Source organism: Salinimicrobium oceani, from assembly GCF_012037645.1.
In genome coordinates, this window is record NZ_JAAVJR010000850.1 from 1 (window position 1) to 403 (window position 403).

The following is a 403-nucleotide window of genomic DNA, read 5'->3' on the forward strand; positions in this document are numbered from 1 at the left end:
CAATAGAGACAAGAAAACTATTATATCGTAAAGAATTTCCTATTCCAAATTCTTTCACCTCTTCAACTCCCGCAGTCTGAACTTCACCTGACTCTCCTATTTTGTAATTAATTTCTGAAGGATTATCCCTCCAGTCTTTGTTAAGAATTAGAACATCAATACGGTTTCCGGTGTTATCGATAATATAACCGGCTTCATATTTTATCTGAGAATGGGCAGTGAATAAACTGAAGGAACATAAGAGAAAGAGAAGGATGTTATTTTTCATCTGAAGATAATTTAGACACAAAAATGTTAAAATTTTCCAAATATATTATTTTGTAAGTAAAATCCTCTCTTTTATAGAATAAATTTCGGCCCACTTAAAATCTGCGATCATGAAAAAATTATTCCTGTTTTGCTT

The 403-nt window shown here is 31.3% G+C and carries 1 pseudogene; it reads right to left on the reverse strand.

From position 1 onward, the window contains the following. Positions 1-268 (reverse strand): annotated as a pseudogene (locus tag HC175_RS19705) (hypothetical protein); the annotation flags it as partial. Positions 269-403: the final 135 nt, after the last annotated feature.